The organism is Streptomyces sp. 1222.5 (genome assembly GCF_900105245.1).
GTDB lineage: Bacteria > Actinomycetota > Actinomycetes > Streptomycetales > Streptomycetaceae > Streptomyces > Streptomyces albidocamelliae.
The window spans coordinates 2,497,085-2,522,087 of record NZ_FNSZ01000001.1 but is presented as its reverse complement, the minus strand read 5'-3'; the positions used below and the strand labels follow the sequence as shown (position 1 = coordinate 2,522,087).

The 25,003-nt window shown below is 71.1% G+C and carries 21 protein-coding genes; 14 read left to right on the top strand and 7 right to left on the bottom strand.

The genetic code is table 11. The features are described from left to right. Positions 1–154 precede the first annotated feature (154 nt). The 4 genes from BLW57_RS11245 to BLW57_RS11225 all read left to right on the top strand — a co-directional run bounded on the left by BLW57_RS11245 (position 155) and on the right by BLW57_RS11225 (position 6,930). Positions 155–2,815, top strand: coding sequence for an ATP-binding cassette domain-containing protein (locus BLW57_RS11245; RefSeq protein ID WP_371127787.1), 2,661 nt, complete (start codon positions 155–157; stop codon positions 2,813–2,815). 162 nt (positions 2,816–2,977) lie between these two features. Continuing rightward, on the top strand, positions 2,978–3,865 hold the full coding sequence (locus BLW57_RS11240) for a FadR/GntR family transcriptional regulator (RefSeq protein WP_093474111.1): 888 nt from the start codon (positions 2,978–2,980) through the stop codon (positions 3,863–3,865). A gap of 499 nt (positions 3,866–4,364) precedes the next feature. Then, positions 4,365–5,912 carry an RNA polymerase sigma factor gene (locus BLW57_RS11230; RefSeq protein ID WP_093480654.1) on the top strand — a complete coding sequence of 516 codons (1,548 nt, stop codon included), beginning with the start codon at positions 4,365–4,367 and terminating at the stop codon, positions 5,910–5,912. 157 nt (positions 5,913–6,069) lie between these two features. Beyond that, positions 6,070–6,930, top strand: a complete 861-nt coding sequence (locus BLW57_RS11225) for a S1 family peptidase (protein WP_093474108.1) — start codon at positions 6,070–6,072, stop codon at positions 6,928–6,930. 100 nt (positions 6,931–7,030) lie between these two features. On the opposite strand, the gene BLW57_RS11220 is transcribed toward BLW57_RS11225, so the two are convergent. Beyond that, positions 7,031–7,261 (bottom strand): DUF7455 domain-containing protein, encoded by a 231-nt coding sequence (locus BLW57_RS11220; RefSeq protein ID WP_093474106.1) that lies wholly within the window; start codon positions 7,259–7,261, stop codon positions 7,031–7,033. A gap of 438 nt (positions 7,262–7,699) precedes the next feature. Between BLW57_RS11220 and BLW57_RS11215 the strand changes: the two genes are divergently transcribed. From BLW57_RS11215 to BLW57_RS11190, 6 genes are all read left to right on the top strand, one after another. After that, positions 7,700–9,823, top strand: coding sequence for a DNA gyrase/topoisomerase IV subunit B (locus tag BLW57_RS11215; protein WP_093474105.1), 2,124 nt, complete (start codon positions 7,700–7,702; stop codon positions 9,821–9,823). 522 nt (positions 9,824–10,345) lie between these two features. Continuing rightward, entirely contained in the window at positions 10,346–10,867 is a 522-nt protein-coding gene (locus BLW57_RS11210) for a DUF1453 domain-containing protein (protein WP_093480653.1), read from the top strand. Beyond that, positions 10,864–12,015: a sensor histidine kinase gene (locus BLW57_RS11205; protein WP_093474103.1), complete on the top strand. Its 1,152-nt coding sequence runs from the start codon at positions 10,864–10,866 to the stop codon at positions 12,013–12,015. Before BLW57_RS11210 ends, BLW57_RS11205 begins: the two co-directional genes overlap by 4 nt. Beyond that, complete coding sequence (locus BLW57_RS11200; protein ID WP_093474102.1) at positions 12,012–12,704, top strand: response regulator transcription factor; 693 nt, start codon at positions 12,012–12,014, stop codon at positions 12,702–12,704. The genes BLW57_RS11205 and BLW57_RS11200 overlap by 4 nt, the downstream gene beginning before the upstream one ends. 161 nt (positions 12,705–12,865) lie before the next feature. Then, the gene (locus BLW57_RS11195; RefSeq protein ID WP_093474100.1) at positions 12,866–13,321 is read left to right on the top strand and encodes a DUF485 domain-containing protein; all 456 of its coding nucleotides are present in this window, start codon (positions 12,866–12,868) and stop codon (positions 13,319–13,321) included. After that, on the top strand, positions 13,318–14,910 hold the full coding sequence (locus BLW57_RS11190) for a solute symporter family protein (protein WP_093474098.1): 1,593 nt from the start codon (positions 13,318–13,320) through the stop codon (positions 14,908–14,910). Before BLW57_RS11195 ends, BLW57_RS11190 begins: the two co-directional genes overlap by 4 nt. A gap of 32 nt (positions 14,911–14,942) precedes the next feature. Here the strand turns inward: BLW57_RS11190 and BLW57_RS11185 are convergent, their stop codons facing one another. Further along, a complete protein-coding gene (locus BLW57_RS11185) occupies positions 14,943–15,635 on the bottom strand; it encodes a response regulator (protein WP_073897668.1) in 693 nt (230 codons plus the stop codon). A gap of 158 nt (positions 15,636–15,793) precedes the next feature. On the opposite strand from BLW57_RS11185, the gene BLW57_RS11180 reads away from it, so the two are divergent. The 3 genes from BLW57_RS11180 (at position 15,794) to BLW57_RS11170 (ending at position 18,584) form a co-directional block, all read left to right on the top strand. Next, positions 15,794–16,609, top strand: a complete 816-nt coding sequence (locus tag BLW57_RS11180; RefSeq protein ID WP_093474096.1) for an ABC transporter ATP-binding protein — start codon at positions 15,794–15,796, stop codon at positions 16,607–16,609. After that, complete coding sequence (locus tag BLW57_RS11175) at positions 16,599–17,462, top strand: ABC transporter permease (RefSeq protein WP_093480652.1); 864 nt, start codon at positions 16,599–16,601, stop codon at positions 17,460–17,462. Before BLW57_RS11180 ends, BLW57_RS11175 begins: the two co-directional genes overlap by 11 nt. A 63-nt stretch (positions 17,463–17,525) precedes the next feature. Then, positions 17,526–18,584 carry an ABC transporter substrate-binding protein gene (locus BLW57_RS11170; RefSeq protein ID WP_093474095.1) on the top strand — a complete coding sequence of 353 codons (1,059 nt, stop codon included), beginning with the start codon at positions 17,526–17,528 and terminating at the stop codon, positions 18,582–18,584. Positions 18,585–18,610: 26 nt separating this feature from the next. On the opposite strand, the gene BLW57_RS11165 is transcribed toward BLW57_RS11170, so the two are convergent. The 4 genes from BLW57_RS11165 to BLW57_RS11150 form a co-directional block, all read right to left on the bottom strand. After that, positions 18,611–19,291, bottom strand: a complete 681-nt coding sequence (locus BLW57_RS11165) for a response regulator (RefSeq protein WP_093474093.1) — start codon at positions 19,289–19,291, stop codon at positions 18,611–18,613. Further along, entirely contained in the window at positions 19,288–20,982 is a 1,695-nt protein-coding gene (locus BLW57_RS11160) for an ATP-binding protein (RefSeq protein ID WP_093474092.1), read from the bottom strand. The genes BLW57_RS11165 and BLW57_RS11160 overlap by 4 nt, the downstream gene beginning before the upstream one ends. A 105-nt stretch (positions 20,983–21,087) precedes the next feature. Next, positions 21,088–22,029 (bottom strand): sucrase ferredoxin, encoded by a 942-nt coding sequence (locus BLW57_RS11155; RefSeq protein WP_093474090.1) that lies wholly within the window; start codon positions 22,027–22,029, stop codon positions 21,088–21,090. A gap of 54 nt (positions 22,030–22,083) precedes the next feature. Beyond that, positions 22,084–23,352 carry a citrate synthase gene (locus BLW57_RS11150; RefSeq protein WP_093474089.1) on the bottom strand — a complete coding sequence of 423 codons (1,269 nt, stop codon included), beginning with the start codon at positions 23,350–23,352 and terminating at the stop codon, positions 22,084–22,086. Positions 23,353–23,464: 112 nt separating this feature from the next. Between BLW57_RS11150 and BLW57_RS11145 the strand changes: the two genes are divergently transcribed. Continuing rightward, the gene (locus BLW57_RS11145; protein ID WP_093474087.1) at positions 23,465–24,631 is read left to right on the top strand and encodes a citrate synthase/methylcitrate synthase; all 1,167 of its coding nucleotides are present in this window, start codon (positions 23,465–23,467) and stop codon (positions 24,629–24,631) included. Positions 24,632–24,693: 62 nt separating this feature from the next. On the opposite strand, the gene BLW57_RS11140 is transcribed toward BLW57_RS11145, so the two are convergent. Continuing rightward, a complete protein-coding gene (locus BLW57_RS11140) occupies positions 24,694–24,930 on the bottom strand; it encodes a hypothetical protein (RefSeq protein WP_093474086.1) in 237 nt (78 codons plus the stop codon). Positions 24,931–25,003 lie beyond the last annotated feature (73 nt).

Below are 25,003 nucleotides of genomic sequence, written 5' to 3'. Positions count from 1 at the left end.
GCGGACGGTGGCGTGGTCACTCGGGCGCCGCTGGGCAGATCCCTCGCGTGAGGGTGCCTGGTTCCGTCGAACGGCGGACACGAACGGGTTGATCGGCACGGCACTCGGCTTCAAACCGCGCTATACACCAAAAAAGCGGACATAGCACGCTATCTTGCTGCAGGTGATCCAGGCCTTCGGACTTACCAGCAACCCCCGCAAGGCGCACCCGCCCGCCGTCGACGACGTCTCCTTCGAGGCGCGCGCCGGCCACGTCACCGTGCTCCTCGGCGGCCCCGGCGCGGGTAAGACGACGGCGCTGAGGCTGATGCTCGAGCTTCAAGGCGGCCGTGGCATCACCTACTTCAAGGGACGGCCCCTGCACCGGATCGCCCACCCCTCACGTGAGGTCGGCGTGCTGCTCGGGGACGTGCCCGGGCATCCGGCCCGCTCGGTCCGTGGCCATCTGCGCATGCTGTGCGCGGCGTCGGGACTTCCCGCACGGCGCGCCGACGACGTCCTGGAAGTGGTCGGTCTCGTCAGCCTTCGCGAGGAACGCCTCGGCACCCTGTCACAGGGCATGGACCGCAGACTCGGCCTGGCCTGCGCCCTGCTGCCCGACCCGCACACGCTCGTCCTGGACGCTCCCACCGACGGCCTCTCCGTCCGTGAGGCGCAATGGTTGCACGGCATGCTCCGGGCCCACGCCCGGCAGGGCGGCACCGTGCTCCTCACCACCAGTGACCCCAAGGAGGCCGCGCGCACGGCGGACCGGGTCGTCACTCTGGAAGGCGGCAGGCTTGTCGCCGACCAGGAAGCCCGTGCGTTCGCCCGGACCCGGCTGCGTCCCCGCGTGGCCGTCCGCAGCCCCCACGCGGCGCGCCTCGCGGCTCTCCTCGCCAAGGAGGCCCGTACCGCCCGCCGGTCCGTGGAAGTCGTACGGGAGGGTGGCAACCGTCTTTCGGTGTACGGCAGCACGACGGCCGACGTCGGCGAGACCGCCTTCCGCCACGGCATCCTTGTCCATCAACTGGCGGACGAGGTCGGTGACATGGGACCTGGCGCCGAATCCGACGGGAGTGAGGCGGCGCCCCCGACCGGGACGCGACCGGCACAGCGGGACATCGCGGGGCCGGACTCCTCACCGGAGGGTCGGAAGTCAACCACCCGCACCAGCGGCCCAGCCGAACGAGCGGCGGCAGCCTCGCCGTCGGTGCAGCGCAAGCAAGGTACGGCGGACACTCCGGTGGCAGAGCAGGACCGAATCGGGTCGAGCCTTGACACACCGGAAACCGCCGCCGACACCGAGTCCGCCGTCGCGGCGGGGGAGCGACGGCGAACCGCAGGGGACGAGACGCCTACCGGGGATCGGGAGCGCACCCAGTCCGACTTGCCGACGGTGCGGTGGCCGACGGCGGAGTCCGGCCGGCACACGCCCGAGCGTGGCTCCGCGGAGCGAGGCCCGTCGGCGGTCGAGCCGAGCCGCACGGGACGCGCTCAGTCGGCCTCCGGGCCCGTCACCGCGGAACGCGACCTGTTGAACTCCGAGCCGAGCACCGTCGAGCTCCACCTGCCGGTGACGGAATGGCGGTCGGCGGAGTCCGGCTCGCCGACGGGCGCCCCCGCGTTCGGCGTGCCCGCGTCGGAAGAGGGTGCCCCGGCGCCGGACAGCGCGGCAACGGCTCAGGGCGCCGCACGGCAGGGCTCCACCTCGAGGGAGCGGCAGCCGAAGACCGGGCACGAAGCCACCGCGGCCGGCCGGCCAGCGATCCCGACCAAGGTGGTCAGCGAAGTCGTAACCCGGCGGTCGTCCGAGGCGACGAACGGGTCGAGCGCGGACGACTCTCCGACCTCGATGCCCGAAGAGGCGACGAAGGGGGAGGCGGCGAAGACCGGCAACCGGAGCGGTAAGTCGGCGAGCATCCCCGCCTCCCGTACTCGCCGCCTGCCCGGCGCCAGGAATCCCGTCACAACGAAACCGCAGCCTGCAAGCACTTCACCGGCAGACGGTGACTGCGCACCCGACCCACTCTCCCCCCTCCCGCCCCCGATCTCCGTCCGCCCCGCCCCCGCCCCCCTCCGCCCCCTTCGCTACGAGATCCGGCGGTCCAGTGGAATCGGCACCGGCTTCCTCACCTGCGGTGCCGCGCTGGTGGTGTCCGTGCTGACCGCCGTCGTGCTGGCCCGGATCGGGCACACACCGCAGGAGCGGCTGTTCGCCGCGTGGCCGCGAGAGCTGCCACTGCCGCCCGCGGCGCTCGCGGCGGGCCTGCTCGGCGCGCTGGCCTTCGGGGACGAGTTCCGCCACCCCGCCCTGGCGGCGGACCGCGGCACCGTGCCCCGCCGGCTGGGGCTGCTCACCGCGAAACTGCTCGTCTCCGGAGCCACCGCACTGCTGCTGGCCTTCATCACGGTGGGCTGCAACGCCGAAGTGCTCTATCTCCTCTACGGACGGGAGCTGGCACAAGTTCCCGCGGACTGGCTCTCCCTGACCGCGAGTTGGTTCACGCTCGTCCTCGGCTGCGCGTGGGCCGGTGTGCTGGCGGCCGGTGTGTTCCGCTCCACCTCGGCCGGTCTGGCCGCCGTGCTCGCCGTACCCGTCCTCCTCGTACCGCTCGTGCACAGGGCGCTCCAGGGCTCGGGTGCGCGGATGGCGGCCGGGCTACCGATGCGGATGCGTGAACTTCTGCTCTTGCAGTGGCCCTTCGGAGGAGAGCGCTACCTGGTCGCCGCTCTGCGGATGTTCGCTCAACCGATGGGCGGAGCACTGATGTTGTCGCTGGCGGCACTGCTCTGCGCGTATCTGCGTACCGCGCTGCGCACCAGGGTCCGATGACGATCGCCCGTGCGTTTCAGGACCCTATGTGCGCACAACTCCTCACCGAAAGCCCATTTCTTTCCGATAAGGCGTCAATTGCGACGGGGTGAGCGATCACCCTTTCGTGTGCTTTTCACCAAAGACCTCAAGGGAGTTGGAGACGACGCCGACAAAGGATCCGTGAGTACCCTTGCGCACACCATGATGACCGCCGCCCGCAACGCCGACTCAGGTCTGGCAGGCCCGGGCGATCTCGACCGCTACCCGTACACCGACGCGCCGGTGACCGATCGCGTCGGCGCGCCCTCCTGGGAGGGCACGGATCCGGATCTGGGCCGCGTCGGCCGGCGGGCCGCCGGCAGCCGTGGCCGCGGGCTCCACGGCCAACTCGTTCAGCAGCTGGGACAGATGATCGTCTCCGGTGACCTGGGCGCGGACCGCCCGCTGGTGCCCGAGGAGATCGGCCAGCGCTTCGAGGTCTCCCGCACCGTCGTCCGTGAGTCGCTCCGTGTCCTCGAGGCCAAGGGGCTGGTCAGTGCCCGGCCCAATGTCGGCACGCGCGTGCGTCCCGTCAGCGACTGGAACCTCCTCGACCCGGACATCATCGAGTGGCGGGCCTTCGGGCCGCAGCGCGACGACCAGCGCCGGGAGCTGAGCGAACTGCGCTGGACGATCGAGCCGCTGGCGGCGCGCCTCGCCGCGGGCCACGGGCGCGAGGAGGTGCAGCAGCGCCTCTGCGACATGGTCGAGATCATGAGTCACGCCATGGCGCAGGGCGACGCGCTGACCTACTCGCGCGCCGACAACGAGTTCCACGGACTCCTCATCCAGATCGCCGGCAACCGCATGCTGGAGCACCTGTCCGGCATCGTCTCGGCGGCCCTCCAGGTCTCCGGCGGCCCGGTCACGGGCTGTGACCGCCCGAACGAGGCGTCCCTCGCGCAGCACGCGCGGATCGTCGACGCCCTCGGAACCGCCGACGGTGCGGCGGCGGAGGCTGCCATGCGTCAGTTGCTGACGACCCACCCCGAGGTGGAGCGCGTCGTTCCCGCACCGCGCGAGCACTGATCCGCGTCGAGTCGGTGCGGCCGCGGGTGTGCGGCGCCGTCGCGGTCCTCGTGGCGCGCCGGGTCGGTCCGCGCGACCCGGGAGCCCTGGTCTCCGCCGTCGCCGGACCCCACCGGATCCTTCTGGAGCCGGTGGGGTCCGGCGGGATCCGGCGGGGTCCAGCGCTGTCCGGTGACGCGAGGGTCGCGTTCCTGAAGGCGCACCATGGTGGTGAGGACAACCGGGAACGAAGCCGGGGATGATCCATATGTCATTATCTGACCGTTTTTGACCGCTTACGGGGTGTGACTCGGGCCACGAAGATTGGGCGTAACGCTCGTGGAAACAGCGCGATGACCTAAGAGGTGACAGCCGCGGAGGGAATACGGACGCCATGACAGGCGCTGTGCATCTTCCCGGCCCCCGCCCGCGCCGTCGGCCCATCCCCAGGCCGGTGGTCGGCTCCCGTCCGCAGTGGACGGGGCCGGAAGCCGTTTTCCAACGTTCCGAGAGGTTGTTCGTGTCGGCCAGCACATCCCGTACGCTCCCGCCGGAGATCGCCGAGTCCGTCTCTGTCATGGCGCTCATTGAGCGGGGAAAGGCTGAGGGGCAGATCGCCGGCGACGATGTGCGTCGGGCCTTCGAAGCTGACCAGATTCCGGCCACTCAGTGGAAGAACGTACTGCGCAGCCTCAACCAGATTCTTGAGGAAGAGGGTGTGACGCTGATGGTCAGTGCCGCAGAGCCCAAGCGCACCCGAAAGAGCGTCGCAGCGAAGAGCCCGGCGAAGCGCACCGCCACCAAGACGGTCGCGGCGAAGACGGTGACCACGAGGAAGGCCACCGCCACAGCTGCCCCCGCCACGCCCGCGGACCCGCCGGCCGTCGACCCCGACGAGGAAGCCGCACCCGCCAAGAAGGCCGCGGCCAAGAAGGCGACGGCCACCAAGAAGACCGCCGCCAAGAAGACCGTCGCGAAGAAGACGGCCGCGAAGAAGACGACGGCAGGCAAGAAGGACGACGGCGAGGTCCTCGAGGAAGAGGTCCTCGAGGACACCAAGGCCGCTACCGACGAGCCCGAGGGCACGGAGAACGCGGGCTTCGTCCTGTCCGACGAGGACGAGGACGACGCTCCGGCCCAGCAGGTCGCCGCGGCCGGTGCCACCGCCGACCCGGTCAAGGACTACCTGAAGCAGATCGGCAAGGTCCCCCTGCTCAACGCCGAGCAGGAGGTGGAACTGGCCAAGCGCATCGAGGCGGGTCTGTTCGCCGAGGACAAGCTGGCCAACGCCGACAAGCTCGCCCCCAAGCTCAAGCGCGAGCTGGAGATCATCGCCGAGGACGGCCGCCGCGCCAAGAACCACCTCCTGGAGGCCAACCTCCGTCTGGTGGTCTCGCTGGCCAAGCGCTACACCGGCCGCGGCATGCTCTTCCTGGACCTCATCCAGGAGGGCAACCTCGGCCTGATCCGCGCGGTCGAGAAGTTCGACTACACCAAGGGCTACAAGTTCTCCACGTACGCCACCTGGTGGATCCGTCAGGCGATCACCCGCGCCATGGCCGACCAGGCCCGCACCATCCGTATCCCGGTGCACATGGTCGAGGTCATCAACAAGCTCGCGCGCGTGCAGCGCCAGATGCTCCAGGACCTGGGCCGCGAGCCCACCCCGGAGGAGCTGGCGAAGGAGCTCGACATGACCCCGGAAAAGGTCATCGAGGTCCAGAAGTACGGCCGCGAGCCCATCTCGCTGCACACCCCCCTGGGTGAGGACGGCGACAGCGAGTTCGGTGACCTCATCGAGGACTCCGAGGCCGTCGTCCCCGCCGATGCCGTCAGCTTCACGCTCTTGCAGGAGCAGCTGCACTCCGTTCTGGACACCCTGTCCGAGCGCGAGGCCGGCGTCGTCTCCATGCGGTTCGGTCTCACCGACGGTCAGCCGAAGACCCTCGACGAGATCGGCAAGGTCTACGGCGTGACGCGAGAGCGCATCCGGCAGATCGAGTCCAAGACGATGTCGAAGCTGCGCCACCCGTCGCGTTCGCAGGTGCTGCGCGACTACCTCGACTAGTCCGGTCGACTGGTTCAGGTCGTACGACGGCGAAGGCCCGGCTCCCTCATGGGAGCCGGGCCTTCGCCGTGCTGCGCGGGTGGGCGCCTCGTGCTGCGCGCGACGGCTCCCTGGATGACTCTGGGTGTCCAGTAGGAGCGCAGAGTGAGGAGCCTGCATGCGTCGTCTCGTTGCCCGGGCACTGATCCGGCCGCTGGCCCTGGCGGCCACGATGGCCGCCATACCCCTGGTGGGCGCCGCCCCGGCCGCCGCCGACAGCGTGGTGGTCGGAGGGTTCCCGATTGATGTCTCCCAGGCCCCGTGGACGGTGGCGGTGGCCAGCCGTGACCGATTCGGGGGTACGCGGGCGGGGCAGTTCTGCGGCGGTGTCGCGATCGCGCGGACCATGGTCGTCACCGCGGCCCACTGCATGGCGGAGGACGTCCTCGGCGACCCTCCCGACCGGGTGGGCGATCTCAGGGTCATCGCGGGTCGTACGGACCTGCTGTCGGGGGAGGGCCAGGAGGTCGCCGTACGGGACGTCTGGGTGAACCCCGGTTACCAGGCCTCGACCAACTCCGGAGACTTCGCCGTCCTCACTCTCGCCGAGGCGCTGCCCCGGAGCGCGGTCGTCGCCATGGCGGGGCCGGGCGACGCCGCGTACACGCCGGGCACACGGGCCCTCGTCTCCGGATGGGGGGACACGACCGGCGGGGGTGCCTATCCGCGCCGGCTCCACGCCGCACGGGTGAGCGTACTGCCGGACGATCAGTGCGCCCGCGCCTATCCGGGCGGCTTCGACGGCACCTACCGGGCCGGCACCATGCTGTGCGCCGGAGAGGCCACCGGAGGCCCTGACGCCTGCCAGGGCGACAGCGGCGGCCCGCTGGTGGCCGGAGGCCGGCTGATCGGGCTCGTGTCCTGGGGGAGCGGGTGCGGGAGGCCGGGCAATCCCGGCGTCTACACCCGCGTCTCGGAGATCGTCAGGGCGCTGCGGCTGCGCGCGGGCGGACCGGGAGGGGCCCACACGGGCTCCTGAGGCCCTGCATACGGGTATGAGCACGGGCGGTCGCTCCTGGTGGGGAGCGACCGCCCGTTCACCGGCCTGTGCCGGGGCTGGCTCGTCGGGTGTGCGAGATTCAGCGCTCTTCTTCGGCGGCGTTGCCGGGAGCGGAGGTCAGCCGCTCCGTCTCGTCCTGTATCTCAGCGGCGATCTTCTTGAGTTCCGGCTCGAACTTGCGACCGTGGTGGGCGCAGAAGAGCAGTTCTCCGCCGCTGAGCAAGACGACGCGCAGGTATGCCTGGGCGCCGCAGCGGTCGCAGCGATCGGCGGCCGTCAACGGGCTCGCGGGGGTCAGAACAGTAGTCACGTCGCCTCTTCTCTAGCTCGACGAGCTGTCGTACCAGGGTCAACATCCAACCAGCCCGAAAACGTTCCCGCTCGTGGCTTTTCCTCGAAAAAATCTTTCGGGGCGGCTGTCTGCTGCCGGTTGGCGGCGAATGTGCCGTATTGCGTGTCTTAGGTGCTTACGGGTTCGCGCTGTCTAGTGTCTCAGTCCTCCCGGCTGGGTTGCCGGTTGTTCATGAGGACGTGCCCGGAGCCTAAATGGTTCATGCCTCCAAGGGAACGTGATGTGTACTTCACCCCATCGAGGGATCGAACATGCATGCGAGCCTGGACTAGTCTGAGTTTCCGAAGAGGGTGGCGTTACACCGGCTCTACCAGGCCTCGGTACCCTCTGTGCGGCGACCGAAGCCGCCCCCTTGCCCAATAGGGGGCACCTGAAATTCAGCGAGGAGCGAACCGCGTGACCGCCGATACGTCCGTGCCGTCCACAGCGCTGCTGGCAGGAGCAGACCGGGACGGTTCCAACTACACCGCGCGGCACCTGCTCGTCCTCGAGGGCCTCGAGGCCGTGCGCAAGCGCCCTGGCATGTACATCGGCTCGACCGACAGTCGTGGCCTGATGCACTGCCTCTGGGAGATCATCGACAACTCCGTGGACGAGGCCCTCGGCGGCTATTGCGACCACATCGACGTCGTCCTCCACGACGACGGCTCGGTGGAGGTGCGCGACAACGGCCGAGGCATCCCCGTGGACGTCGAGCCCAAGACCGGCCTCTCCGGCGTCGAGGTCGTCATGACCAAGCTGCACGCCGGCGGCAAGTTCGGCGGCGGCTCCTACGCCGCCTCCGGCGGTCTGCACGGCGTGGGCGCCTCCGTGGTCAACGCCCTCTCCGCCCGGCTGGACGTCGAGGTGGACCGTGGCGGCCACACCCACGCCATCAGCTTCCGGCGCGGTGTGCCGGGTGCCTTCCGCGGGAACGGCGCCGAGGCCAAGTTCGAGGCCGGCAGCGGGCTGGTCAAGACCAAGAAGATCCCCAAGAGCCGCGTGGGCACGCGCGTGCGGTACTGGGCCGACCGGCAGATCTTCCTCAAGGACGCCAAGCTCTCCCTGGAGACGCTGCACCAGCGCGCGCGGCAGACCGCGTTCCTGGTGCCGGGCCTGACGATCGTCGTCCGTGACGAGTACGGCCTCGGCGAGGGCGGCAGCAAGGGCGAGGAGTCCTTCCGCTTCGACGGCGGCATCAGCGAGTTCTGCGAGTACCTCGCCAGCGACAAGCCGGTCTGCGACATCCTCCGCTTCTCCGGGCAGGGCAGCTTCAAGGAGACGGTCCCGGTCCTGGACGAGCACGGCCAGATGACCCCCACCGAGGTCACCCGCGAGCTGGGCGTGGACGTCGCGATGCGCTGGGGCACGGGCTACGACACCACCCTGCGCTCGTTCGTCAACATCATCGCCACGCCCAAGGGCGGCACCCACGTCGCCGGTTTCGAGCAAGCCGTCACCAAGACGCTGCTCGAGGCGGTACGCGCCAAGAAGCTGCTGCGTGTGGCCGAGGACGACATCGCCAAGGACGACGCCCTCGAAGGCCTGACCGCGGTGGTCACCGTGCGCCTGGCCGAACCGCAGTTCGAGGGTCAGACCAAGGAGGTGCTCGGTACCTCTGCGGCCCGTCGGATCGTGTTCAACGTGATCACCAAGGAACTCAAGGCGTTCCTGACGTCCACCAAGCGTGACGCCGCCGCCCAGGCCCGGGTCGTCATGGAGAAGGTGGTCGCGGCCGCCCGCACCCGTGTGGCGGCCCGCCAGCACAAGGACGCCCAGCGACGGAAGACCGCCCTGGAGTCCTCGTCCCTGCCGGCGAAACTCGCCGACTGCCGCAGCGACGACGTCGACCGCAGCGAGCTGTTCATCGTCGAGGGTGACTCCGCGCTCGGTACGGCCAAGCTGGCGCGGAACTCCGAGTTCCAGGCACTGCTGCCGATCCGCGGCAAGATCCTCAACGTGCAGCGTTCGTCGGTGACCGACATGCTCAAGAACGCCGAGTGCGGCGCGATCATCCAGGTCATAGGAGCCGGCTCGGGCCGTACGTTCGACATCGAGCAGGCCCGCTACGGCAAGATCATCATGATGACCGACGCCGATGTGGACGGCTCCCACATCCGCTGCCTGCTGCTCACGCTGTTCCAGCGCTACATGCGGCCGATGGTCGAGGCGGGCCGGGTCTTCGCCGCGGTGCCCCCGCTGCACCGCATCGAGCTGATCCAGCCCAAGAAGGGTCAGGACAAGTACGTCTACACGTACTCGGACCGCGAGCTGCGGGACACGCTCATGGAGTTCCGGAGCAAGGGCGTCCGGTACAAGGACTCCATCCAGCGCTACAAGGGTCTGGGCGAGATGGACGCCGACCAGCTGGCCGAGACCACGATGGATCCCCGCCACCGCACGCTGCGTCGGATCAACCTCTCCGACCTGGAGGCCGCCGAGCAGGTCTTCGACCTGCTCATGGGCAACGACGTGGCGCCGCGCAAGGAGTTCATCTCCGGCTCCGCGGCGACGCTGGACCGGTCGCGCATCGACGCCTAGCCGCTGCGCCCGGCTTGGGCCCGGGTTTATGCAGGTCGGCCGCCCCGTCAACGGGGCGGCCGACCTGCGGGCGCGCACCGGTGTGCTCTCTCGGGGCCGCCTCACCGGGTGGGGACCGCTCGCCGGAGGACCAGGCCGGGCGCCCGGCTCCGTCCTGGGCCGACGGTGACCGGCCGGGTCGCCGCGGCAGGGACCCGCACCAGCACCTGGGACTCGCGGCAGGGACCGGGACCTGCGCCGGCGCCCGGGACCCGGGACCCGGGACCCGCATGAGCGCACAGGACCGGCAGCAGGCCCGGGACCGGTACGGTCCACACGACTCGGCGCCGCTGGGACGCGGTCCGCACCGTCGACGCGCACCCCAACCCTCGCCTGTCTCCACCCGTGGGTGGAGAGAGAGCCCACTGCGGTTCCACCCGCGATCCACCCCCGCTCCGATCCCCTGACCTGCGGACTTCCGTAACTTCGAAGGCGTCGGCAGCGCTCGCTCCCGGCATGACCTTCTCGCTCACGGAGGCTCTGATGCCCGGGCTCGTCAACGCGCTGGTGATCGTCGCCGTCGCCGCGGTCGTGATCGCTCGGCAGTTCCGTGCCCGCGCGATCGACACGGATCGACGCTGGTGGCTGCTGCCGGTGATCCTCGGCGTCGTCGCGTTGCGCGACCCCGGTGTCCTCGACGGCCACCACCGCGCGGAAGCCGCCGTGCTGCTCGCGGTGGAGCTGCTCATAGGCCTGGCCACCGGCGCCGGCTGGGCCTGGACCACCCGGGTCTGGACGGCTCAGGACGGTGCCGTCTGGACCAGGAGCACCAAGGCGAGCGTCGCGGTATGGGGTGTGGGCATCGCTCTGCGGGTCGGTGTCTTCGCCGTCGGTTCCGCGCTCGGCGTGCACCAGGACAGCGCCGCCCTGATGCTCGGCCTCGCCGGGACCCTGCTCGTCCGCGGCGGAATGCTGGCCTGGCAGGCGCAGTCGCTCGACGACATGAGCCGCCCCGCCCCGGCGTACGGTGACGAAAGGAGGCCGGCGTGGAAGGAGCACGTGTGAGCGGGGACGCATGGACAAGCTGGCCGTCTCGCGAAGCGCTCGGCCGCGCGGGAACCACCCGGCCCCGGCGCATGCTCGCCTGGGCCGTCCGGACCCTGGTGCTCGGCACCCTCCTGTGGGGCGCGTTCCATCACCAGCACATCGGGATCTGGGGAGCACTGGCGGCGGCGGCCGGGGTCGTCGGCGCCGGGTTCGTCGCCTGGGCGTTCTTCCGGACGACCTACGCCCACCGGCTGGCACCCTCCCTCGCGCTCACGGCCGTGCTTCTGGCCATCGCGGTGGCCGCCCAGGCCACCGGATTCGCGGTGCCGGCCCTCGTGATCTGGTGCGGCTGCGCGGTCAGCGCTCTGGAGAGACTTCCGCTCGCGGTGGCCACGCCGGTGGCGGCGGTGGCCCTGGCCTCGTATTCCGTGTTCGACACCGACGCCTGGCTGACCACGGCCGTCACTGTGGTGGGCATGGCGCTCGCAGGGTATGTGCTGCGTCTGGACGCGGAGGCCCGGGGCAACGCACAGCGACTGCTCGCGCAGGAGCGTGCCGCCCGGGCGGCCGAGGCCGAGTCGGCAGCGCTGAACGAACGCTCGCGGATCGCGCGGGAGATCCATGACGTGCTCGCCCACAGCCTGTCGGCGCAGCTCGTACACCTGGAGGCGGCCCGTCTGCTGATCGAGCGGGGCGCCGAACGGGAGCAGATCCTCGAGCGGGTGGTGGCGGCACGGGGCATGGCTCGCGACGGCCTGGCGGAGACCCGGCAGGCTCTGTCCGCGCTGCGGGGTGACCTGACTCCGCTGGAGGACTTCCTCGCCGAGCTCGTCAGCACGGCCGACGGCGCGGCGGTCACCGTCACGGGTGAGCGCAGGGCTCTGCCGGCCGAGGCGTCCCAGGCCGTGCGCCGGGTCGCGCAGGAGGCTTTGACGAACGTCCGTAAGCACGCCCAGGGCGCCAAGGTGCACCTGCGACTCGACTACGGCGCCCACGAAGTCACGCTGAATGTCAGGGACTCAGGGGGTCGGACGGACGAACTCGCGGGCACCGGCGGCGGGTACGGTCTGCTGGGTATGCGGGAGCGCGCCGAGCTGCTGGGCGGTTCGCTGGACGCGCGGCCGGACGACGAAGGGTTCGTGGTGACGCTGAAGGTGCCCGTATGACGGGAGATGAGGGGGAGAAGAAGCCCGCACGGGTGGTGGTCGCCGACGACCAGACCGTGGTGCGGGAGGGCATCGTGATGCTGCTCGGGCTGCTGCCGGGCCTGGAGGTCGTGGGTGCCGCCGGGGACGGCGAGGAGGCGGTACGGCTGGTCGGCGAACTGGCCCCGGACGTCGTCCTGATGGATCTCCGGATGCCCCGGTGCGACGGGGTGGAGGCCACGCGGCGGATCCGGGCGCAGTACCCCGGTACGCAGGTCGTCGTGCTCACCACGTTCGGGGACGACGAGTCGCTGTTCCCCGCGCTGCGGGCCGGCGCCCGCGGCTATCTGACCAAGGACGCGGGCGGCGACGAGATCGTGCGGGCCGTGGAGAGCGTGCTGTCAGGGGACGCGGGTCTGTCGCCGAGTGTGCAGCGCCGTCTGCTGGAGCGGCTTTCGCGGCCCGAGCCGCCGGCGTCCGAACCGGCCGCCGCGGAGCCGCCCGACGGGCTGACGGCCCGGGAGACCGAGGTGCTGGTGTTGATCGCCGAGGGCCTCTCCAACCAGGAGATCGCCCGCGCGCTGCACGTCTCCACCGCGACCGTGAAGACACACATCAACAACCTCTTCGCCAAGGCCGGCCTCAAGGACCGGGCGCAGGCGGTGCGTTACGCCTACGGCAAGGGCCTGGTGCGGCCTCCTGCGGGGTGAATCACTAGATGGGGTGATTTGCTCGGGAAGAAGAGTCGGGGATGTTCCCGATCTGTCCATCCTTGGGCATGCAGTCAAGCAACGATCGTTCCGGCGGAGCAGGGGACGGTCCCGAGAGCCCGGCCGAGCGCGGGGAAGACCACGGAGCGCCCGCACGCGACGTGAGGTACGAAGATCCCTGGTACGACGCGCTGGCGTCCGGCTGGGGTGAACTGGACGGCCCGGGCATGCCGGGGCCGGCCGTGCCCCCGGCTCGGGGGGAGCAGAGCGCTTCGGCGCTGCGGGCAGGCGACGTGTACGTCGAGGTGCAGGGCAGCGCGGCCTTCCAGGAGGTGCGCGGGAGGTACCGGCGGTTCGTGGTGCCGGGCGTGGTCGCCTTCCTGGTCTGGTACGTGGCGTACGTGGTCGCGGCGACGGCCGCGCCCGGACTCATGGCCCGGCCCGTGGTGGGGGCGGTGAACGTGGGCATGCTCGCGGGGCTCGGGCAGTTCCTCACCACGTTCCTGCTCACGTGGGCCTACGCGCGGCACGCGCGGCTGTGTCGGGACCGGGCGGCGCTGGAGCTGCGCTGGGACACCCAGGAGCTGGCGCGCGGTGTGCAGGGAGGTGCCTCGTGACCGGAGGCCATCAGACGCTGGCGCTGCTGCTGTTCAGCGGTTTCGTGGCCGTCACCCTCGGGATCACCACGTGGGTGAGCCGCAGGCGGCAGGGTTCGGCGGAGGAGTTCTACGCTGGTGGGCGGCTGTTCTCCCCGATGGAGAATGGTTTTGCCGTCGCGGGCGACTACATGTCGGCGGCATCCTTCCTCGGGGTGACGGGGCTCATCGCGCTGTACGGCTACGACGGGCTGCTGTACGTCGTGGGCTTCCTCGTGGCGTGGCTGGTCGTGCTGTTCCTGGTGGCCGAACTGGTGCGAAACTGCGGACGGTTCACGCTGGCCGACGTGGTGGCCGCACGGATGCGTGAACGCCCCGTGCGGATCGCGGCGGGAACTTCCTCGGTCGCGGTCTCCGTCATGTACCTGGTGGCGCAAATGGTCGGCGCGGGCAGCCTGGTGGCGTTGTTGCTGGGCCGGACGGGCGGTGCGGCCCAGTCCTGGACGGTCATCGGGGTCGGGGCGCTCATGGTGGTCTACGTGACGCTGGGGGGAATGCGGGCCACCACCTGGATCCAGATCGTGAAGGCGGTCCTGCTGCTCAGCGGGACGGTCGTGCTGACCGTCCTCGTCCTGCTGCGTTTCCACGGCGACTTCGACCGGTTGCTGGTCATGGCGGCCGAGCGCAGCGGTGAGGGGAAGGCGTTCCTCGCGCCGGGCCTCAAGTACGGCGGGAGCTGGACCGCCCGGCTGGACTTCATCAGCCTCGGGCTGGCGCTGGTGCTGGGGACGGCAGGCCTGCCGCACATCCTGTCCCGCTTCTACACCGTCCCCACCGCCCGGGCCGCGCGGCGCTCGACGGTGTGGTCCATCGGTCTGATCGGCGGCTTCTACCTGATGACGATCGTCCTCGGGTTCGGGGCGGCGGCCGTCGTGGGACCGGAGGCCCTGCGGAGTTCGAACGCGGCGGGGAACACCGCGATGCCCCTGCTCGCCCTCGACCTCGGCGGCGGCACGGGTTCCACGGGGGGAACGGTTCTGTTCGCGGTCGTCGCCGCGGTCGCCTTCGCCACGATCCTCGCGGTCGTCGCCGGCATCACGCTGGCCTCGTCCGCCTCGGTGGCGCACGACCTGTACGCGTCGCTGCGGCGACGGCGCGGCAAGGCGCGCAGCGAGGTGGCGGTGGCCCGGTTCGCGGCGGTCGGTATCGGCGTCGTCGCGATCGCGCTCGGACTGCTGGCGCGCGATCTGAACGTCGCCTTCCTGGTCGGGCTCGCTTTCGCGGTCGCCGCGTCGGCCAACCTGCCGGTGCTGTTGTATTCCCTGTTCTGGCGACACTTCACCACGCGTGGTGCGGTGTGGTCGGTCTACGGCGGGCTGCTCCCTGCGCTCGGGCTCGTGCTGCTGTCCCCGGTGGTGTCCGGCAGCCCCGGCTCGCTGTTCCCGGGCGTGGACTTCCAGTACTTCCCGTTGCAGAACCCGGGGATCGTCTCCATCCCGCTCGGATTCCTGGCCGGCTGGCTGGGCACGGTCACCTCGGACGAGGTCGCGGACGAGGCCAAGTACGCCGAGACCGAGGTCCGGTCGCTGACCGGCGCCGGAGCCGTGTAGAGCGGCGTCCGGCCACGCGGGACGCGGGAGGGTTAGGGTGCCACCCAGGCGTACCGGTGCTCCGGCCGGCCGGTGTCGCCGTACTTGAGGGAGAGGCGCAGGCGGCCCGCCTGTTCCAGGTGGCGGAGGTAGCGCTGCGCCGTGGACCGGCTCAGGCCCGTGCGGGCGGCCACCTCGTGGGCCGACAACGGATGCTCGGAGTGGTGCAGGACACCGCAGATCAGGTCCGTCGTGGGTTCCGAGTGGCCGCTGGGCAGGCCCGGTGCGGACGGGGCGGGGGCCGTCCGCAGGGCGCCGAAGATCCGGTCGACCTGTTCCTGGCCCGTCAGGCCCCGGCCGCCCACCCGGTCGACGGTGCGGCGCAGCGCGGCGTAGGAATCGAGCCGGGAGCGCAGTGCGGCGAAGGTGAACGGTTTGACCAGGTAGTGCAGGGCGCCGAGACGCATCGCCTGCTGGACGGTCGTCACGTCACTGGCCGCGGTGATCATGATGACGTCGGTGCCGTGGCCCTGCTCCCGCATGGAATGGACCAGTTCGAGGCCGGTCCGGTCCGGCAGGTAGTGGTCGAGCAGGACCAGGTCGATGCCGCCGCGTTCGACGGCGGCCAGGGCCTGGGCGGCGCTGTGCGCGCGGGCGGCCACCCGGAACCCGGGAACCTTTCCCACGTACTTCGCGTTTATCTCAGCGACGCGGAAGTCGTCGTCGACCACCAGGACGTCAATCATCAGGCCTTCCCTTCGAGGCCGACGAGCGTTAAGCCCGTGTTTCGGCTCCGCAGTTCTAACGCGAGCAAAACGAGCACAACAGGTCCTTGCGAGCAAAAGAACGGCTTGTGCTCACAAGACTGCTGCTGTGGCAGGGGCCACACCTACCGTCCCGGGCCATGAGCGCACACACCAGCCCCGCCATCGAGCTGCGGGGCGCGAGCAAGACCTTCAGGACCCCGTCAGGGGGACTGCACACGGCCGTGCGCGGCCTGGACCTCACCGTGGAGCGCGGCGAGTTCGTGGCCGTCGTAGGACCGACCGGCTGCGGCAAGTCCACCACGCTGACCCTGGTCAGCGGCCTGGAGGAGCCCTCCGAGGGCGAGGTGCTGGTGGCCGGTGAGCCGGTCGAGGGCGTCGGCGACAAGGTCGGTTTCGTCTTCCAGCAGGACGCCACCTTCCCCTGGCGCACGGTGCTGTCGAACGTCATGGCGGGCCCCCGGTTCCGGGGCGTGCCCAAGGCCGAAGCGAAAGAGAAGGCCCGCGAGTGGCTGGCCCGGGTCGGGCTCGCCGCCTTCGAGGACCGCTACCCGCACCAGCTGTCCGGCGGTCAGCGCAAGCGTGTCGCCCTCGCCGCCACCTTCGTCAACGACCCCGAGATCCTGCTGATGGACGAGCCGTTCTCCGCGCTCGACGTGCAGACCCGGGCGCTGATGTCGGACGAGCTGCTGGAGCTGTGGGAGGGCACCGGCGCCTCCGTCGTCTTCGTCACCCACGACCTGGAGGAGTCCATCGCGCTGGCCGACAGGGTCGTCGTGATGACCGCCGGCCCCGCGACCGTGAAGCATGTCTTCACGATCGATCTGCCCCGGCCGCGCAAGGTCGAGTCGGTGCGTCTGGAACCGCGGTTCATCGAGATCTACCGCGAGATCTGGGAGTCCCTGGGCGAAGAGGTCCGCATCACTCGTGAGAGGGGTGCCGCTCATGTCGCCTGAGGTTCTCAGCACCCCGGTCGTCGACACGGTCAAGACCCCCGATCGCGCCCAGACCCGCGCCCAGGCGGCCCGCCGCCGCAAGGTCCTGGTGAACGCCGCGCGTGTGCTGCTCCTGGTGGTCGTCCTCGGTCTGTGGGAGGTGCTCTCCCGCGCGGAGATCATCGATCCGTTCAACTTCTCGATGCCCTCGAAGATCTGGGACCAGATCTGGACCTGGATGACGCACGGTACGGCGCTCGGCTCTCTGGGCGAACAGATCTGGTACACGCTCTACGAGGCGCTGCTCGGCTGGGGCATCGGCGTGGTCGCGGGTGTGCTCCTCGGTATCGCGCTCGGGCGGATCAGGTTGCTCGCCGAAGTGCTTGGTCCGTACATCAAGGTGCTCAACTCGATCCCCAGGATCGTCCTCGCGCCCATCTTCCTGATCTGGTTCGGGCTCGGGCCGTCCTCCAAGGTCGCCTCGGCCGTGGTGCTCGTGTTCTTCCCCGTCTTCTTCAACGCCTTCCAGGGGGCCCGCGAGGTGGACCGGAACCTGGTCGCCAACGCCCGCATCCTGGGCGCGAGCGACCGCCGGGTGACGCTTCAGGTGGTCGTCCCGTCCGCCACCTCCTGGATCTTCACCAGCCTCCACGTCAGCTTCGGCTTCGCACTCATCGGAGCCATCGTCGGCGAGTACATCGGCGCGACCAAGGGCATCGGCCTGCTCGTCGCGCAGTCGCAGAACACCTTCAACGCCGCCGGTGTCTATGCCGCGATGGTCATCCTCGCGGTCGTCGCCCTCGTCGCCGAAGGGCTGCTGACCTTCGCCGAGCGCCGCATCTTCCGCTGGAAGCCGACCGGCTCCGACAGCTGAAGCCGGCCCTCCGTTCCCCTTCTCCGTTCCCCGCACCGCCCTCTCACAAGGACGTGAACCGCCATGCGCAAGACCGCCAGGTACGCCTCGCTGGCCGCCGCCGGACTGCTCGCCCTCTCGTCGCTCACCGCCTGCGCCAACGACGCGGCCAGTTCCACCGCCGACACCGGCAGCGGCGGAGGCGGCGGCAAGGGGGAGAGCGTCAAGATCATGGTCGGTGGCCTGGACAAGGTCATCTACATGCCGGCCATCCTCACCCAGCGTCTCGGCTACTTCCAGGCCGAGGGCCTGAACGTCCAGCTCCTCAGCGAGCCCGCCGGGGTCCAGGCCGAGACCGCGCTCGTCTCCGGCCAGGTGCAGGGGGCGGTCGGCTTTTACGACCACACCCTCGACCTCCAGGTGAAGGGCAAGTCCGTGGAGTCGGTGGTGCAGTTCTCGCACGCGCCGGGCGAGGTGGAGGTCGTGTCCCAGGAGGCGGCGGGCGACATCACCTCTCCGAAGGACTTCAAGGGCCGCAAGCTGGGCGTGACCGGGCTCGGCTCCTCGACCGACTTCCTGACCAAGTACCTCGCGGTCAAGAACGGTGTGGACGTCAGCGAGTTCACGCCGGTCGCGGTGGGGGCCGGCCCGACGTTCATCGCCGCGCTGCAGAAGGGCGCGATCGACGGCGGCATGACCACCGACCCGACCGTCGCGACGATCCTCGACAAGAAGGCGGGCAAGATCCTGCTCGACATGCGTACCCCCGAGGGTTCGCAGCAGGCGCTGGGCGGGCCGTACCCGTCGTCAAGCCTGTACATGCAGACGGACTGGGTGAACGGACACAAGGACACCGTCCAGAAGTTGGCCAATGCATTCGTCAAGGCGCTCAAGTGGATGTCCACCCACAGCGCCGACGAGATCGCCGCCAAGATGCCCGCGGACTACTCCCAGGGCGACAAGGCGCTCTACGCACAGGCGATCAAGAGCACCCTGCCGATGTTCACCGACGACGGCGTGATGCCCGAGGGCGGCCCGGAGACCGTGGAGAAGGTCCTCAAGTCGTTCAACCCCAACATCAAGAACGCCAAGGTCGACCTGAGCAAGACGTACACCACCGAGTTCGTCGAGGCCGCCAAGTAGGGCCGGTCGCGCGAGAACAGGTCCGCTCAGCCGCGGGTCGCCCACACGTAACGGTGTTCCGGGCGGCCCGCGTCGCCGTACTTGAGGGTCAGCCGGGTCCGCCCCGTGCGCTCCAGGAGCTTCAGATAACGCTGGGCGGTCTGCCGGCTCACCCCCGTCCGCTCGGCGATCTCCTGGGCGGACAGCGGACCTTCGGCGTTCATCAGTGCCTGGCGCACCAGTTCGGCGGTCGTCGGCGAGTGCCCCTTGGGCAGTTCCGGCTCCGACGGCGCGGACAGGGCCCCGAAGATCCGGTCCACCTGGGCCTGTTCGGCCTCGCCCCCGCCGTCCAGGGTCCGCCGCAGCTCGGCGTACGCCTCCAGCTTGGCCCGCAGACCGGCGAAGGCGAACGGCTTCACCAGGTATTGCAGCGCCCCGTGCCGCATGGCCGCCTGCACGGTCGAGACGTCCCGCGCCGCGGTCACCATGATCACGTCGGTCTGATGGCCGCGCCGGCGCATCTCCCGTACGACCGCGAGCCCCGTGTCGTCGGGCAGATAGTGGTCCATCAGGACCAGGTCGAGCCGCGGCAGGGACTCCACCTGGCGCAGCGCCTCGGCCGCGTTGTGCGCCTCGCCGGCCACGTGGAACCCCGGAACCTTCTCGACGTAGGCGGCGTTGACCCGCGCCACCCGGGTGTCGTCGTCCACGACCAGGACCTCGATCATCGCGCCTCCTCCGGGCCTGCCGGAACGTCCGCGGGGACCGCACCCGCATCGTTGGATCCGGTGAGGGCCGGTTCCAGCCCGGGCTCGGTCAGCGCCTCGGGGAGCACCACGGTGAACTCCGCGCCGCCGCCGTCCGCCGCGCCCACGGTCGCGCTCCCGCCCTGCCGTTCGGCGAGCCGGCGGACCAGGGGCAGCCCGATGCCCCGTTTGCCGTGCGCGGGCGGCTTCTTGGTGGTCCACCCGTCCGTGAAGACCAGCTCCCGCTGGTCCGCCGGGACGCCGGGGCCGGTGTCGCGCACCCTGAGGACGACCGTACGGCTCTGCGTGCGCAATTCGACCTCCACGCGCGCGTGCGGGGTGCCCGCGACCGCGTCGAGGGCGTTGTCCACGAGGTTGCCGACGACCGTGACCAGCCCGCGCGGGTCGATCAGCCGGTCCGGTACCCGGGTGTGCTCCGACACCCAGAGGGCGACCCCGCGTTCGGCCGCCACGGTGGCCTTGCCGACCAGCAGGGCGGCGAGCAAGGGGTCTTGGATCTTCTCGGTGACCTGCTCGGCGGTGACCCGGTGGTCGCCGACCACCTCGCCGACGAACTCCACCGCGTCGTCGTACATCTCCAGTTCCAGCAGCCCGAGCAGGGTGTGCATGCGGTTGGCGTGTTCGTGGTCCTGGGCGCGCAGCGCGTCGATCAGCCCGCGCGTGGAGTCCAGTTCCCGACCCAGCTGCTCGAGTTCCGTACGGTCGCGCAGGGTGGCCACCGCACCGCCGTCGTCGGTGGGCATCCGGTTGGCGACCAGGACGCGCTGCCCGCGCACGGTGAGCAGATCGGTGCCGCTCACGCGGCCGGCCAGGACGTCCGTCGTGCGGCCCGCGCCCAGCGCCTCGTCGGGCATCCGCCCGACCGCCTCGTCGCCGATGCCGAGCAGCCGTCGTGCCTCGTCGTTGAGCAGGCGGATACGGCCGCCGCGGTCGATGGCGACCACGCCCTCCCGGATGCCGTGCAGCATCGCCTCGCGCTCCGCGAGCAGCGCGGAGATGTCCGAGAAGGCGAGGTCCCGGGTCTGCCGCTGCACCCTGCGGGAGATCAGCCAGGCGGCCAGCGCGCCCACCGCGAGGGCGCCGCCGGCGTACGCGAAGAGCCCCGGGATCGCGTTGATCAGCCGTGCCCGCACGCTGTCGTAGGCGATGCCCACGGAGACCGCCCCGACGATGTGGTGCCGGTCGTCGTACAGCGGCACCTTGCCGCGCGCGGAGCGTCCGAGCGTGCCCTTGTCGATCTCCATGACCTCGTGGCCGGACAGGGCCGCCTTGGGACTGGTGGAGACGAGCCGGCCGATCTCGGAGGGCGTGGGGTGCGACCAGCGGACCTGGGTGCGGTCCAGCACCACGATGTACTCCGCGTGCGTGGCCTTCCGGATGCGTTCGGCCTCCCGTTGCACGGGGCCGTCCCGGGTGGGCGGGGTGGTGCGGATCCCCTCGGCGATCTGCGGGTCCTGGGCGGTGGTCTCGGCGATGGCCAGCGCGCGCCGCATCGCCTCCTGGTCCAGCTGTTTGCTCAGGGGCGCCAGGAACAGGCCGGTCGCGAGCACCGCGACCCCCGCGGCGATCGCCACCTGCATCAGCAGCACCTGCGAGAACACCCGCCGGGGCAGACCGAGGCGCAGACGGCGTACGGGGGGAGTGGGGCTCATACCCACGACGGTACGTGGCGGGGTCCGGCGGTCCCCAGGGGGTGTGGCCGGGATCTCCCGACCGGTCGTCGAACGAGGCGCCGGCCGGGTCCGGAGGACGTCCGGTCAGCTCGCCAGGGCCGTCGGGCGTACTTCGCGCAGGGCCACCACGTCCATCCGGGCGGGCGTCCCGAGCACGGAAGCGTCGCAGCTCTCCGGGCGCGGCGGCAGGGACGCCCCCTGCGCCACGGTGACCCGCCAGCGGCGCCCGTCGGCGTGCGCGACGGTGATCTCCCAGCGCGGGGCCGCGCCGTCGGTCCGTACGACGCTCAGCACGCCGGCCCGGTACTCCCGTGCGGCCGACCGGACGGCCAGCTCGGCCGCCTGACCGGGCCGCTCCCAGGCGGAGCAGCCACGGCACCCCTCGACCACCACACGCCCCTCCTGGGCCCCGTGCAGGGCCTCCTTGACGGTGTGGGCCTCGGCCCGGCCGTAGGCGTAGCCGTACGGCAGCACCAGCACCGTCGGCGAGAAGCGATGCCCACCCAGATGGGTGACCTCCCAGACGCCGTGCACTCCGGACGCGTCCAGTTCGGCGGCGAGGGGACGGCCCAGGAGGGCGCAGCAGCGGTCGCGCTTGCCGTTGGTGCACACGAGGGCGAGCGGGCCGCCGCGGTGCGGGCGTCCGCCGAGCGCCGTGCCGAAGGAGCGGGGGTCGCCCGCCCCGAGGGCGGCGAGGTCGAGGTCGAGCAGCCGCCGCGGATCGCGGGTGGTGGCGGCGTGCAGCCACACGCGGCCCGGGACGGTGTGGGCGGCGTAGACCTGCCGGATCTGCGGGGTGCCTGGGTCCGCGTGCCGTCCGGGGCGCCGGATGAGGGCGACGCGGACGCCGGTGCCCTCGGCGGCGGCCTCCAGGGCGCGGCCGACAGCGGGGTCCAGGTGGCTCGAAGTGAGCGCCTTGGCACCCCACGGCCCGGACTGCTCCAGCAGCAGCCACGTCCTCGCCGTGGCCGCCGTGCCGGGAACGGGCTCTTCGAGGCTTCGGGAGACGGTCGCGCACCTACTCACAGAGGTGAGCCTAACCTGACTTCGCGCAGGGCGACTTCCGGCCGGGCCCGTGTCCTACTCCGGCGGGGGCTGCGGCGGTCGCGGACCGACGTAGTGACCACTCGGGCGCATGCGAAGCGGGCGCTCGCCGTACTCCTCCAGGGCGTGGGCGATCCAGCCCGCGGTCCGGGCGACGGCGAAGATCGTCTCACCGGCGGTGGCGGGCATGCCGTGCGAGGCCGTGAACACCGCGAGGGCCAGGTCGACGTTGGCGTGCAGAGGTGTGTGGCGGGCGGTCGTGGCGACGACGTCGCGGGCCGCGAGCAGGGCGGGCTCCGCGTGCGGGACCCGCTCCAGGAGGCCGAAGAGCACGCGCGCGCGCGGGTCCTCGCCCGTGTACAGCCGGTGGCCGAGCCCGGGGATCCGGCGGCCGGCGCGCAGCTCGTCCGCGATGACCGGGACCGCGGTGCCCTGGTCGAGGACGTCGAGCAGCAGCCGGTGGGCCAGGCCGCTGGCGGCGCCGTGCAGGGGGCCCTCCAGGACGCCGAGCCCGGCCGAGACGGCCGCGTAGGCGTGCGCGCGGGCCGAGGCGGCGACCCGGACGGCGAGCGTGGACGCGGCCAGGTCGTGGTCGGCCAGCAGGGCGAGCGCGGTGTCCAGGACGCGCAGGGACGCCTCGTCGGCGGGCCGGCCGGTCAGCCGGGCCCACAGGCGCCGCGCCAGCGGGCCCTCGTCCCGGTGATCGTGCCGGGCCGACGGCAGTGCGTCGACGAGCGTGGGGATGAGGACCCGGGCCGTGTTCAGCACGGACTCCTCGGAGAGGTCGAAGCGCAGCGGGTCCTCCGCGGCCGCGGCGATCGCCGCCACCCGCAGCCGGTCGACGGGGGAGGCGTGTTCGGACAGGGCGTCCACGGCCCGGCGGGCGACGTCGACGGTGGCGGCGGGCGCCGTGAAGGTCACGCCCGGGGCGGGCCGGCCCGTCCAGAGCCATTCCGCGACCTCTTCGTAGGAGTGGCGGGCGGCCAGCTCCGTGGCGTCGACACCGCGGAAGTAGTACCGGTCCCGCTCGATCAGGGTGATGCGGGTACGGACCGACAGGTCGCCGCCCGTGCCCGGCGTCCCGGCCGCCTCGCGCCGGTTGCGCCGGGCGAGGGCCTCGACCTCCTTGGCCTCGAAGGTGCTGGCGCGGCCGCCGGGTTCGCGGCGGCTGCTGAGCAGGCCGCGGCTCACGTACGCGTACACCGTCTCGGGCTTCACGCCGAGCAGTTCGGCGGTCTCCTTGGTGGTCAGGCGTCCGGCCGGCCTGCCGGCGGGGAGGTGGGGAGCGGGTTCCTGGTCGCGCATGGGGGCCACCGTAGTCGCCTCTGGACACATTGACGGCCATGCATTGAGTGAATCAACGTTGACAGAGTTGAGTCAAGCGTAGACAGTCGAATCAAGTCCAGGGAGGAGAATCATGACCATCAACAAAACCGCAATCCCGCTGGTCGACGCACCGCGCGGTCTCGCGGGCGTCGTCGTCACGGAGACCGAGGTCGGTGGCGTACGGGGGCGGGAGGGCTTCTACCACTACCGCCAGTACTCGGCCGTCGACCTCGCGCGGACCCGCGGCTTCGAGGACGTCTGGCATCTCCTGGTCCACGGGACGCTCCCGGACGCCGAGCGCCGCGCCGCCTTTCTCGCCGAGACCGCGCGACTGCGCCGGGTGCCCGCGGAAGTCCGCGCTGCGCTTCCCGCGATCGCCGCGGCCGGCCGTGTCTCCGGTCCGCTGGCGGGGCTGCGCACGGCCCTGTCGCTGCTGGGAGCGGCGCGGGGGCTCCGGCCGGTCTACGACATCGACCCCGACCGGCGCCGGTCGGACACCCTGGCCGTCTGCGCGGTCGTACCCACCCTGCTGACCGCGCTCCACCGGCTCGGCCAGGGACTCGACCCGGTCGAACCGCGCGAGGACCTCCCGTACGCGGCCAACTACCTGTACATGTTGACGGGTTCGGAACCCGACCCGCGCCGGGTGCGCGCGGTCGAGCAGTACCTGATCTCCACCATTGACCACGGATTCAACGCGTCGACGTTCACCGCGCGGGTCATCGCGTCCACCGGAGCCGATGTGGCGGCCTGCCTGACCGGTGCGGTGGGCGCGCTGTCGGGACCGTTGCACGGAGGGGCGCCGAGCAGGGCCCTGGACACCCTGGACGCCATCGGCACACCGGAGCGCATCGACTCCTGGATCCGGGAGCGGGTGCTCGCGGGTGACCGGATCATGGGCTTCGGGCACGCCGTCTACCGCACGGAGGACCCCCGCTCGCGGATGCTCAGGGAGACGGCGCTCTCCTTCGGCGGCCCGCGGGTGGACTTCGCGGTCGAGGTGGAACGCCGGGTGGAGGCGATCCTGGCCGAACTCAAACCGGGCCGCGAACTGCACACGAACGTCGAGTTCTACGCCGGCGTGGTCATGGAACTGTGCGGGCTGCCCCGCGAGATGTTCACCCCCACCTTCGCCGCTGCCCGCGTGGTCGGCTGGAGCGCCAACATCCTGGAACAGGCGACCGACCCCAAGATCATCCGCCCACTGGCCCGCTACGTGGGCCCGGAGCCGCAGCTCTCGGCCCCCGCGCCCGTCTGAGTCCGGTTCGGGCGCCCCGTGGGCGGGCCCGGTGCCGCCCCGGCACCGGGCCGACGGCCGTGCTAGGCGTCCGGGATGTCCGCCTTCGCGCGCAGGAGCGTGTCGCGGGTGATCACCACGATGCGCTCGTAGTCGGCGCGGGCCGCGTCGGAGGGGAGCTCGGCGTCGAGCTCCGCCGTGCGGTCCGTGCCGATCACGGCGAAGTCTCCGTTCTGCAGTTCGAAGATGTCCGGGCAGGTCTGCCCGGACACGCTCCCTCTTTCACGAGGTGACGCACCGATACGGCGCACGATCTTCACGCGGATCCCGGTCCTTGCTTGGGTCGGTCAGTGGCGGTCTGCGTGCCGGCCGCCGGCGACAGGGGTGGGTTCC

What these genes read in the sequence shown, in the direction of transcription:
- BLW57_RS11145 (WP_093474087.1), top strand. Translation starts at nt 23,465, where the DNA reads ATGACCATCAACAAAACCGCAATCCCGCTGGTCGACGCACCGCGCGGT.
- BLW57_RS11225 (WP_093474108.1), top strand. Translation starts at nt 6,070, where the DNA reads ATGCGTCGTCTCGTTGCCCGGGCACTGATCCGGCCGCTGGCCCTGGCG.
- BLW57_RS11165 (WP_093474093.1), bottom strand. Translation starts at nt 19,291, where the DNA reads ATGATCGAGGTCCTGGTCGTGGACGACGACACCCGGGTGGCGCGGGTC.
- BLW57_RS11175 (WP_093480652.1), top strand. Translation starts at nt 16,599, where the DNA reads ATGTCGCCTGAGGTTCTCAGCACCCCGGTCGTCGACACGGTCAAGACC.
- BLW57_RS11180 (WP_093474096.1), top strand. Translation starts at nt 15,794, where the DNA reads ATGAGCGCACACACCAGCCCCGCCATCGAGCTGCGGGGCGCGAGCAAG.
- BLW57_RS11185 (WP_073897668.1), bottom strand. Translation starts at nt 15,635, where the DNA reads ATGATTGACGTCCTGGTGGTCGACGACGACTTCCGCGTCGCTGAGATA.
- BLW57_RS11150 (WP_093474089.1), bottom strand. Translation starts at nt 23,352, where the DNA reads ATGCGCGACCAGGAACCCGCTCCCCACCTCCCCGCCGGCAGGCCGGCC.
- BLW57_RS11170 (WP_093474095.1), top strand. Translation starts at nt 17,526, where the DNA reads ATGCGCAAGACCGCCAGGTACGCCTCGCTGGCCGCCGCCGGACTGCTC.
- BLW57_RS11160 (WP_093474092.1), bottom strand. Translation starts at nt 20,982, where the DNA reads ATGAGCCCCACTCCCCCCGTACGCCGTCTGCGCCTCGGTCTGCCCCGG.
- BLW57_RS11200 (WP_093474102.1), top strand. Translation starts at nt 12,012, where the DNA reads ATGACGGGAGATGAGGGGGAGAAGAAGCCCGCACGGGTGGTGGTCGCC.
- BLW57_RS11210 (WP_093480653.1), top strand. Translation starts at nt 10,346, where the DNA reads ATGCCCGGGCTCGTCAACGCGCTGGTGATCGTCGCCGTCGCCGCGGTC.